The following is an 11,033-nucleotide window of genomic DNA, read 5'->3' on the forward strand; positions in this document are numbered from 1 at the left end:
AAAGTGTTGAATGAAATTGCGGCGGATGAGGCCCTTTCGGAGTCAGTCAGGGAAAAAGCCGCCTGTGCGGCAGCAAACTTACTGGTGAGCGATTATGTCAATGAATGATACTTATCAACCCATCAACTGCGATGATTATGACAACCTCGAACTTGCCTGCCAGCATCATCTGGTGCTGGTACTGACGCTCAAAGACGGTGAGCAGCTGCAGGCCAAAGCAAGCGATCTTATCTCGCGCAAAAATATCGAGTATCTGGTGGTGGAGCTGAGCGGAAATAATCGCGAGCTACGCCTGGATAAAATCGCCAGCTTCAGCCACCCGGAAATCGGTACCGTGGTGGTAAGTGAGTCCTGAATAAAAACGGGTGGCTCAGCCGCCCGTTTTCCTCCATCTGAGCTGCATGCCCTCACCTGCCAGCGCTTCCCCTTCGCGGGTGACAAACAGGGAATCCGCCGCCGCAATCAGCGTCTCACCGTAAAACAGCAGCGGTGTGGTATCGCGACGCCAGGGCGCCACCCCCAGCTCCTGCCAGATTTTTTTCAGCTTGCGGCCGCCATGACGGCCGACAATATGCAGATGGCCGCCGGCGCGAAAGCGCACCGTCACCCCCTCATCGGCGCGCGGCGCGCGTAAAGGCCCGCCGGCCAGCAGCGTCAGCTCGCCAAGCCCGTCCGGGAGACGCAGCGGTTGGCGACAATCAGCCCACGGCACAACCGCCTCCGCCTGGCCGGGGAAATATTTCACCCACCACAGCCGCTGCTGGTAACGACGCACGGTAAAGTCGCCAAGGCGCAAACAGGGGAAGGCATCCTCCCGAGCCAGCGCGACTTCCCGCCAGATGCGCTCCGTCATTTCGCGCGAAGGCATCGGCGCATTGTGCCCCGCCAGCCAACGCCGCAGCAGCGCGGCGCGGCGCGGCGCGCTCATAACCATCAGCGGTTCAATGGCTAACGTCCCGTCCGCCGCCACCAGCTTTGCCAGCTCTTCCGCCAGCAGCTCATCCAGCAGCTGTTCCTGCTCGCCACACAGGCTGGCGCTGCGGGCGACCGCCTCGCTAAAGTGCGGCCAACGCGCGTTCAGCCGCGGGACAACGCGCAGGCGAAGAAAGTTGCGATCGTAGGTATCATCCTGATTGCTCTCATCCTCAATCCAGCGCAGCTGATGAGTCAGCGCCCACTGACGTAACGCCTGGCGACGGCAGTTCAGCAGCGGACGGAGCAGCTTTGTGGCGGCAAAATCAGAACACGCCGCCATGGCAGCCAGCCCGGTCGGGCCGCTGCCGCGCTTAAGCGCCAGCAGAAAGGTTTCACACTGATCGTCAAGATGCTGCGCCGTGACCAGCACTTCCCCCGGCATCAGCGTCGTGCGGAAAGCCTGATAACGCGCCTGCCGGGCATGCGCCTCCACGCCGAGCCCCTCATTCGCCAGAGTCACCCGTTCCACCACCAGCGGAAGCTGCCATTGCTGACAAATCTGCTGACAGTGCGTAACCCAGCTATCGGCGTTAGCGCTCAGGCCGTGGTGAATATGGATGGCCCGCAGCTGCACCGTCGGATCACGCTCGCGCCAGCACACCAGCTGATGTAAAAGCACCGTCGAATCCAGGCCGCCGCTGAAGGCCACCAAAAACTGACGATAGGGTTGAAGGCTTGGCGCAATATCTGGAGTCGTCATGATGATAGTGCTGGCTGAGAAGAGATAGCCCGGCACGTTACCGGCCCGGACTCTCGCTGGCAAGGGTTACTGTTGATAAATCTCCAGCGGCAGGCCGTCCGGATCGTTAAAGAAGGTAAAGCGCTTGTCGGTAAAGGGATCGACACGAATCCCCTCACAGGCCACGCCATGCGCTTCCAGATGAGCCACCGCCGCGTCAATATCATCCACGCTAAAGGCCAGATGGCGCAAACCGCAGGCTTCCGGGCGGCTGGGACGAGCAGGAGGGAACGGGAAAGAGAACAGCTCAATGACATACTCGCCATTCAATGCCAGATCGCCCTTCCACGAGTCGCGCTCTTCACGATAAAACTCACTCTGCAGCGTAAAGCCGAGGATATCGCAATAAAAGGCTTTGCTCTGCGCATAGTTGGTGGCGATGATGGCGATATGGTGAACCCGTTTTAAACCCAGCATGGTTAAACTCCTCCTGTTGATATTCACCAGGTTACTCGCAGCGCTCGCCGCGGCGCAAGCCCGTTAGTCATTTTTTAAGACTCGTACCCGGTATACGCCGTCATCGCCGCGCTTCGCGCCGTGGATGTCCGTCTCGAACCCCGGGTAATGGCGCCCAATCGAGCACAGCATCAGCAGGAAATCGAGTACCGTCCGGCTCTCTTCGGTAATCATCTCGCCAGGCATCAGCAGCGGTACGCCCGGCGGGTACGGTAGAATCATATTGGCAGAGATGCGCCCGACGAGGTTTTCCAGTTCAATGGTTTCCACCTCGCCTTTAATTTGCCGCTGCCAGGCCTGATTAGGGGTCATTTTCATTTCCGGCAGCACATCAAACGCGCTTAACATCAGCTGCGAAAGCTGGTGCTGGCGAATCAGGCGATGGATCCCCTGCGCCAGATCCTGAATGCGCATATTGCGGTAGAAGTCAGGATCTTCAGCATACAGATCCGGCAGCATATTCTTCACCCGCAGGTTGAGATCGTAGGCGCGCTTAAACTCCGTTAAGCCGCGCAGCAGCCCCATTGCCCGGGTTTTATCGATGCCGATGCTGAACAGAAACAGCAGGTTGTAGGGCCCGGTTTTCTCTACCACCACCCCGCGTTCATCCAGGAACTTCGCCACCAGCGCGGCCGGGATCCCTTCCTCCGCCATATGGCCCTGTTCGTCCATTCCCGGCGTGAGGATCGTTACCTTCACCGGATCGAGGAACATATGGTCATCATCGGCATCTTTAAAACCGTGCCAGTCCTCGCCGCTTGCCACCGGCCAGCACTGCACCTGCTCAATATTTTCCGGCTGCCAGATATCGAAGAACCAGCCGTCGGACTCTTCCCGTAAGCGCTGAACCTCCTTGCGGAAATCCATCGCTCGCTCTATTGAACGCTGAATCAGGCGCTTGCCTGAATTGCCGCGCAGCATTGCCGCCGCGGTTTCGATCGACGCAACGATCGGGTAGCTCGGCGACGTTGAGGTATGCATCATAAAGGCTTCATTAAAGGTCTCTTCGTCGTAGCTGCCTTTAATATGGATCAGCGATGCCTGCGACAACGCGGCCAGCATTTTGTGCGTCGATTGAGTTTCGAAGATCACCTTTCCGGGGATCCGTTCGCCGCTCATCCCGCTTTTCCCCTGGTAGATCGGATGGAAATGGGTATAGGGCACCCAGGCGGAGTCAAAATGGATCGAAGGCACATCCAGAGTCTCTTTGAGCCAGGTGGTGTTATAGAGCAGCCCGTCGTAGGTGGAGTTGGTGATCACCGCATGAACCGGCCACGCCGCCCCGCCCGTCGCGTTCACCTTTTGCTGGATACTATCGCGGGTAAATTCGCGTTTCGGGATGCCGCCCAGAATGCCCAACGCATTACGCGTCGGTTTCAGCCACAGCGGTACCACGTCGCTCATCATCAGCAGGTGCGCCAGAGATTTGTGGCAGTTACGGTCGATGAGCAGCGTACTGCCCGCCGGCGCGGAATACATGCCAACAATCTTATTCGAGGTCGAGGTTCCGTTAGTCACCATGTAGCTCTGTTCGGCGCCGAAGGCGCGGGCGATATACTCCTCGGCTTCGAGATGCGGACCGGTATGATCGAGCAGCGACCCCAGTTCGGTGACTGAAATCGACACGTCGGCTTTTAAGGTATTGCCGCCAAAGAAGTCATAAAACAGGCAGCCCACCGGGCTTTTCTGATACGCGCTGCCGCCCATGTGCCCGGGGGTACAGAAGGTATATTTCCCCTCCTGTACATAGTTGAACAAGGCTTTGGTAAACGGCGGCGTAATGTTGTCGAGGTATTCGCGGGTGTACTGGGCGATACGGGTGGCGATCTCCTGCGCCAGGCCGAGCGCGTATTCGAAGAACCACAGCGTCATGCGCAGATCCTGGCTGCTGACGTCCATCGTCGAATGCGCATTGATAAATGCATACAGCGGGAGGTATTCATTCAGCTGATTAATCTCGCTGCACAGATCGACGTTGTACTCATCCCAGTCGAAGATGACCCCGCAGATCCGCGGATTGTGTTCGATAAACTGCAGCAGGTCGGCGCTGTTTTGCGGCCAGATGGTCTGGAAACCTTGCCGTTGCAGGGCCGCTTCCAGCTCTTTGATCGGCTCGTCTTTATGATAGACGCCGTGGGGCCCCATGATGGCGATGATATTCACGCTTTCCTCCTGGAATTGACCTGAGTCAGGCATCATAGCAATCGCGCTGGCGTATCGCACATAAAAAAGGGCCGGAAAATCCGGCCCCTGGAATACTTAACGCGAGCAACGATCAGGCGTAGCCGTAGCTCATCAGACGCTGATAGCGACGGTTCAACAGCTCTTCCTCGCTCAGGGTGTCGAGGTCAGCCAGGTCGGCCAGCAGCTGCGCTTTCAGGCTTGCCGCAATGGCTTCCGGATTACGATGCGCGCCGCCTAATGGCTCCGGAATAATGGAGTCAATCAGCTTCAGCTCTTTCAGACGCGGCGCAACGATGCCCATCGCTTCAGCCGCCAGCGGGGCTTTATCCGCACTTTTCCACAGGATGGAGGCGCAGCCTTCCGGGGAAATCACCGAGTAGGTGCTGTACTGCAGCATGTTCACTTTGTCGCCCACGCCAATCGCCAGCGCGCCGCCGGAACCACCTTCTCCGATAACGGTGCAGATAACCGGTACGCTCAGACGTGACATTTCACGCAGGTTACGGGCAATCGCTTCAGACTGGCCACGCTCTTCCGCACCAACGCCAGGATATGCTCCTGGGGTGTCGATAAAGGTGAGGATCGGCATTTTGAAGCGCTCAGCCATCTCCATCAGGCGCAGCGCCTTACGGTAGCCTTCCGGAGTCGGCATACCGAAGTTGCGACGAATTTTTTCTTTCGTTTCGCGTCCCTTCTGATGGCCGATAATCATCACCGGCCGCCCGTCCAGACGTGCAATACCACCGACAATCGCTTTATCGTCGGCATATGCGCGGTCACCGGCCAGCTCGTCAAATTCGTCGAATGCCAGGCGAACATAATCCAGGGTGTATGGGCGACGTGGATGGCGTGCCAGTTGCGCAACCTGCCATGCCCCCAGATCGGCGAAGATTTTGCGCGTCAGCTCTACGCTTTTTTCGCGCAGACGATGCACCTCTTCGTCGATGTTAATATCTAGTTTCTCATCCTGACGGCTTACTGCAGTCAGGGAATCGATTTTCGCTTCCAGCTCTGCAATCGGCTGTTCAAAATCAAGGAAATTCAGACTCATAGTATTCCTGTATTAGTCAAACTCCAGTTCCACCTGCTCCGAGCCGATCAGGCCACGCAGATCGTTGAGTAAACGATCGCTCGGAGAGACGCGCCATGTTGCGCCAAAACGCAGCCGCGCGCGCGCATCCGCCCTCTGATAATAGAGGTGTACTGGAATGGTTCCCGAACGGTGGGGTTCCAGAGACTGACGGAGTCGGTTTAAAAGCTGGTCATCAATTTGCCTGTCCGTCAGCGAGATAGCAAGCCCGCGAGCATATTTTTCCCGGGCTTCGTCAATGTCCATGACTTCACGGGCGGTCATTTTAAGCCCCCCGCTGAAGTCATCAAAGCTGACCTGTCCGCTGACGATAAGTATGCGGTCTTTTTCCAGCAATTGCTGATATTTATCCAGCGCGTCGGTGAATAACATCACCTCCAGACGCCCGGAACGGTCATCCAGCGTACAGATGCCGATACGATTACCGCGCTTGGTGACCATTACCCGCGCAGCAATAACGAGCCCCGCCGCCGTGGTGACTTTACCACGATCGGTCGGATGCATATCTTTAAGTCTCACGCCGCCAACATAGCGTTCAATCTCTTTTAAATACTGGTTGATCGGGTGGCCCGTCAGATACAGCCCCAGGGTCTCCCTTTCACCATCCAGCACCACCTGCTCCGGCCACGGCTGGCAGTTGGCATAGGACTGTTCGATCTGTTCCGGCTCTTCCGCCAGCACCCCGAACATATCCGCCTGGCCAATCGCCTCGGCTTTCGCATGTTGATCGGCGGCCTTCAGCGCATCGCCCAGCGAATTCATTAATGCTGCACGATGCGGCCCGAGGCGGTCAAACGCCCCGGACATAATCAGTTTTTCCAGCACCCGCCGGTTGAGCTTTTTGGTATCGGTACGGGCGCAAAGATCGAACAACTCGCGGAAATAGCCACCGTCGTTACGCGCTTCGATAATGGCTTCGATCGGGCCTTCACCCACCCCTTTAATCGCGCCGATACCGTAAACGATTTCACCGTCGTCGTTAACGTGGAAATGGTACAGCCCGGAGTTGATATCCGGCGGCAGAATTTTCAGCCCCATCCGCCAGCACTCGTCCACCAGCCCGACCACTTTTTCGGTGTTATCCATATCCGCGGTCATCACCGCCGCCATAAACTCGGCGGGATAGTGCGCTTTCAGCCACAGCGTCTGGTAGGAGACCAGCGCATAGGCCGCCGAGTGCGATTTGTTAAACCCATAACCGGCGAATTTCTCCACCAGATCAAAGATTTTGATCGCCAGCTCGCCGTCAATGCCGTTTTTCCTCGCCCCTTCTTCGAAGGTGCCGCGCTGCTTGGCCATCTCTTCCGGCTTTTTCTTACCCATCGCACGACGCAGCATATCCGCGCCGCCGAGAGTATAGCCTGAGAGCTCCTGGGCAATCTGCATGACCTGCTCCTGATACAGGATAATGCCATACGTCGGCTCAAGCACCGGTTTCAGGCACTCATGCTGCCACTGCACGTCCGGGTAAGAGATCTCTTCGCGGCCGTGTTTACGGTCGATAAAGTTATCTACCATCCCCGATTGCAGCGGCCCCGGTCGGAACAGGGCCACCAGAGCGATCATATCTTCGAAGCAGTCGGGCTGAAGACGTTTAATCAGGTCTTTCATGCCGCGCGATTCAAGCTGGAAAACCGCGGTGGTTTCCGAGCGTTGCAGCATATCGAAGCTTTTCTTATCGTCCAGCGGGATCGCCGCGATATCCAGCGGCGGCTCGTCGTTCTTCGCCCGCCGCTTGTTGATCATCTCCAGCGCCCAGTTGATGATGGTCAGCGTACGCAGGCCAAGGAAGTCGAACTTCACCAGCCCGGCGTATTCTACGTCGTTCTTGTCAAACTGGGTAACCGGATGCAGACCGGCTTCATCGCAATATAGCGGGGCGAAATCGGTAATTTTGGTCGGGGCGATAACCACGCCCCCCGCATGCTTACCGGCGTTACGCGTGACGCCCTCCAGCTTGCGCGCCATGTCGATCAGGGCTTTAACTTCTTCGTCAGCTTCGTAGATTTCCGGCAGCTGCGGCTCGGCTTCAAACGCCTTTGCCAGCGTCATCCCCGGGTCGGGCGGCACCAGCTTCGAGATCCGATCGACGAACCCGTACGGGTGGCCCAGTACGCGGCCAACGTCGCGAATAACCGCCTTCGCCGCCATCGTACCGAAGGTGATAATCTGCGATACCGCATCGCGACCGTACATCTCCGCCACGTGCTCAATAACCTGATCGCGTTTCTCCATGCAGAAGTCGACGTCAAAGTCGGGCATCGATACACGTTCCGGGTTCAGGAAACGTTCAAACAGCAGATCGAACTCCAGCGGGTCGAGATCGGTGATTTTCAAAGCATAGGCCACCAGCGAACCGGCACCGGAACCACGACCAGGCCCGACCGGCACGCCGTTATCCTTCGACCACTGGATAAATTCCATCACGATCAGGAAGTAGCCCGGGAACCCCATCTGGTTAATCACCTGGAGTTCGATATCCAGACGTTCATCGTACTCCGGGCGACGTCTGACACGCTCTTCGGGGTCAGGGAACAGGAACTCGAGGCGCTCTTCCAGACCTTCCTTCGATTTCTTAATCAGATAATCTTCCGTCGTCATATCCCCGGTCGGGAACTGCGGCAGGAAGTATTCGCCCAGGCGCACGGTGACGTTGCAGCGCTTAGCGATTTCGACGCTATTCTCCAGCGCCTCTGGAATATCGGAGAACAGCTCGCACATCTCTTCTTCGCTGCGCATATATTGCTGCGGCGAGTACTTACGCGGGCGTTTGGGATCGTCAAGGGTGAAGCCGTCGTGAATCGCTACGCGGATCTCATGCGCATCGAAGTCACCTGTTTCCAGAAAACGCACGTCATTGGTGGCAACAACCGGCAAACCCCGCTCTTCCGCCAGCTGCACCGCGGCATGTAAATAAGCTTCTTCGTCGGCGCGGCCGGTACGGATCAGCTCCAGATAGTAGCGATTCGGGAAATGTTGTTCGTAGAAAGAGACGCATTGTTCGACCAGCGGCATATTGCCACGGGTCAGGCTGACGCCGACGTCGCCTTTCCTCGCCCCGGAGAGCAGAATCAGCCCTTCCTGGTGCTCGACCAGCCAGTCGCGGTCGATCCACGGCCCCTGCGCGCCGTAGCCACGCTGGTAGGCCCGGGAAATCAACATCGTCAGGTTCTGATATCCGGTATTGTTGGCCGCCAGCACGGTCAGTTCCGTCAGCTCATCGCCCAGCAGATCGCTCTGAACATGAAAATCCGCCCCGACGATCGGTTTGATCCCGGCGCCATGTCCCGCTCCGTAGAACTTCACCAGCCCACAGAGGTTGGTAAAATCGGTGATCGCCAGCGCAGGCATGCCGAGCGCGGCCGCCTTTTTCACCAGCGGCCCGGTTTTCGCCAGCCCATCGATCATGGAATAGTCGCTATGCACCCGCAGGTGGACGAAACGTGGTTCAGACATCTTCAGATTCCGGTTAACTTATTTCCCGACGCAAGAATCAGGACGCAAGGCCCAGGGCGCGTTTTACCGGGCCAAAACTGCGCCGATGATGCTCGGTTGCGCCATGTTCGATCAGTTTTTCCAGATGGAAAGCGGTAGGGTAGCCTTTATGCTGCGCAAAGCCATATTGAGGAAATTCAAGGTCCAGCTCAGTCATTTCCGCATCGCGCGCGACTTTAGCCAGAATAGACGCTGCGCTGATTTCTGCCACCCGGCTATCGCCTTTGACCACCGCCTGTGCAGGCATGGGCAGCGGCGGGCAACGGTTGCCATCTATCAGCACAAACTCCGGCGCAATCGCTAAGCCGGCAACCGCGCGTTGCATCGCCAGCATGGTCGCATGCAGAATATTCAGCCCATCAATTTCATGTGGCTCCGCGCGACCCAGACTCCAGGCTAACGCCTTCTCTTTGATTTCATCGACCAGCGTCAGACGACGCTTTTCGCTTAATTTCTTGGAATCGTTCAGGCCGACAATTGGCCGGCCAGGGTCAAGGATTACCGCCGCGGTAACCACCGCGCCAACCAACGGCCCGCGGCCAACTTCGTCAACGCCGGCCACCAGATGGGTATGCGGATAAACAAACTCAATCATTTCGCTAACTCCAGTACTGCGTCCGCCGCCTGCTCATCAGCATTGCAGCGAATTTGTTGATGCAGCGCCCGGAAGGTATCGTGCATTTCGTGGGTGGTTTTGCCGTCGGCCAGCAGCGGTCGCAGCGCATCGGCAAGCCGCTGCGGCTGGCATTCGTCCTGCAACAGCTCTTTCACCAGCTCGCGTCCGGCCAGCAGATTCGGTAACGAAACGTAGTCGGTTTTCACCAGCCGTTTCGCCAGCCAGAAGGTAAACGGCTTCATGCGATAGCCAACCACCATCGGGCATTTGGCCAGCATACACTCCAGCGCCGCGGTCCCGGAGGCCAGCAGCGCGGCATCGCTGGCGATCATCGCATCACGCGCCTGACCATCCAGCAGATGGACCGGCAGATCCGCCGCCGTTTCCGCTTTAATCCGCTCGAACTGTTCGCGCCGTTTCGCATTGACCAGCGGGACCAGCACCTGCAGATCGGGATAGCTTGCACGCAGAATTTGCGCGGTTTTCAGAAAATCCGCACTGAGCATTTCCACTTCCGCACCGCGACTCCCCGGCAGCAGCGCCAGGCAATGCACGTCCCGGGCGATCCCTAAACGATCGCGCGCGGCGCCTTTATCCGGATCCAGCGGCATGGCATCCGCCATGGTATGACCGATAAAACGGCAGGGAACGTTAAATTTGTCGTAAAACGCTTTTTCGAAAGGCAGGAATGCCAGCACCAGATTGGTCGATCTGCCGATTTTGAAAACGCGTTTTTGCCGCCATGCCCATACCGAGGGGCTGACGTAATGGATAGTCTTAATACCCTGTTTTTTGAGATTGCCTTCGAGGGTGATATTGAAATCAGGCGCGTCGATGCCGACAAAAACGTCGGGACGCAGCTCGCTGAAACGGCGGGTAAGATCGGCGCGGATATGCAGCAGCCGACGTAAGCGGCCGAGCACTTCAACAATCCCCATGACCGCCAGCTCTTCCATCTCATACCAGGCTTCACACCCTTCGGCCTGCATCAGCGGCCCCGCCACGCCGACAAAGCGCGCATTGGGAATGCGCGCTTTGAGCGCGCGGATCAGACCGGCGCCAAGAATATCGCCGGAGGTTTCTCCGGCGACCAGGGCAATCGTCAGGGGACGCGGTTCAGCCATTAACGAATCAGACCGCGGGTTGAGCGGGCAAAGAAATCGACAAATGGCTGAACTTCAGGATGCTGAGCCGCCAGCCCGGCGATTTCCGGTTTGGCTTCGTCCAGCGTTTTTCCGCTGCGGTACAGCAGCTTATACGCGTTACGAATCGCGGTAATCGCTTCACGGCTAAAGCCGCGGCGCTTCAGGCCTTCGATGTTGACGCCATACGGCGTCGCGTGGTTGCCCTGGGCAATAACAAACGGCGGTACGTCCTGCGCAACGCCGGAGCAGCCGCCCACCATCACGTGTGCGCCGATGATGCAGAACTGGTGCACGGCGGTCATGCCGCCGATGATGACAAAATCATCCAGCGAG

The 11,033-nt window shown here is 57.7% G+C and carries 9 protein-coding genes and 1 pseudogene; 2 read left to right on the forward strand and 8 right to left on the reverse strand.

The annotated features are described in order from the left end of the window. Both ACI2JR_RS26210 and rof read left to right on the forward strand, forming a co-directional pair. A partial coding sequence (locus tag ACI2JR_RS26210; RefSeq protein ID WP_462479858.1) for a YaeP family protein occupies positions 1–108 on the forward strand: 108 nt, incomplete at its 5' end. Then, the gene (gene rof / locus ACI2JR_RS26215; protein ID WP_132729831.1) at positions 95–355 is read left to right on the forward strand and encodes a Rho-binding antiterminator; all 261 of its coding nucleotides are present in this window, start codon (positions 95–97) and stop codon (positions 353–355) included. The genes ACI2JR_RS26210 and rof, both read left to right, overlap by 14 nt. 15 nt (positions 356–370) lie before the next feature. Here rof and tilS read toward each other — a convergent pair whose 3' ends face one another. The 8 genes and pseudogenes from tilS to ACI2JR_RS26255 form a co-directional block, all read right to left on the reverse strand. After that, the gene (gene tilS / locus ACI2JR_RS26220; protein WP_462479852.1) at positions 371–1,675 is read right to left on the reverse strand and encodes a tRNA lysidine(34) synthetase TilS; all 1,305 of its coding nucleotides are present in this window, start codon (positions 1,673–1,675) and stop codon (positions 371–373) included. A gap of 66 nt (positions 1,676–1,741) precedes the next feature. Next, positions 1,742–2,131 (reverse strand): VOC family protein, encoded by a 390-nt coding sequence (locus ACI2JR_RS26225; RefSeq protein ID WP_132729832.1) that lies wholly within the window; start codon positions 2,129–2,131, stop codon positions 1,742–1,744. A 63-nt stretch (positions 2,132–2,194) separates the two neighbouring features. Then, positions 2,195–4,333, reverse strand: coding sequence for a lysine decarboxylase LdcC (locus tag ACI2JR_RS26230; RefSeq protein WP_462479853.1), 2,139 nt, complete (start codon positions 4,331–4,333; stop codon positions 2,195–2,197). A gap of 112 nt (positions 4,334–4,445) precedes the next feature. Next, positions 4,446–5,405: an acetyl-CoA carboxylase carboxyl transferase subunit alpha gene (gene accA / locus ACI2JR_RS26235; RefSeq protein WP_462479854.1), complete on the reverse strand. Its 960-nt coding sequence runs from the start codon at positions 5,403–5,405 to the stop codon at positions 4,446–4,448. A 12-nt stretch (positions 5,406–5,417) separates the two neighbouring features. Continuing rightward, the gene (dnaE, locus tag ACI2JR_RS26240) at positions 5,418–8,900 is read right to left on the reverse strand and encodes a DNA polymerase III subunit alpha (protein ID WP_462479855.1); all 3,483 of its coding nucleotides are present in this window, start codon (positions 8,898–8,900) and stop codon (positions 5,418–5,420) included. 37 nt (positions 8,901–8,937) lie between these two features. Further along, the gene (gene rnhB / locus ACI2JR_RS26245) at positions 8,938–9,534 is read right to left on the reverse strand and encodes a ribonuclease HII (protein WP_462479856.1); all 597 of its coding nucleotides are present in this window, start codon (positions 9,532–9,534) and stop codon (positions 8,938–8,940) included. Further along, entirely contained in the window at positions 9,531–10,679 is a 1,149-nt protein-coding gene (gene lpxB / locus ACI2JR_RS26250; protein ID WP_462479857.1) for a lipid-A-disaccharide synthase, read from the reverse strand. Before lpxB ends, rnhB begins: the two co-directional genes overlap by 4 nt. Next, positions 10,679–11,033, reverse strand: a pseudogene (locus ACI2JR_RS26255) (acyl-[acyl-carrier-protein]--UDP-N-acetylglucosamine O-acyltransferase); the annotation flags it as partial. The gene lpxB and the pseudogene ACI2JR_RS26255, both read right to left, overlap by 1 nt.

The organism is Klebsiella sp. NPDC088457, from assembly GCF_044900465.1.
Lineage (GTDB): Bacteria > Pseudomonadota > Gammaproteobacteria > Enterobacterales > Enterobacteriaceae > Klebsiella.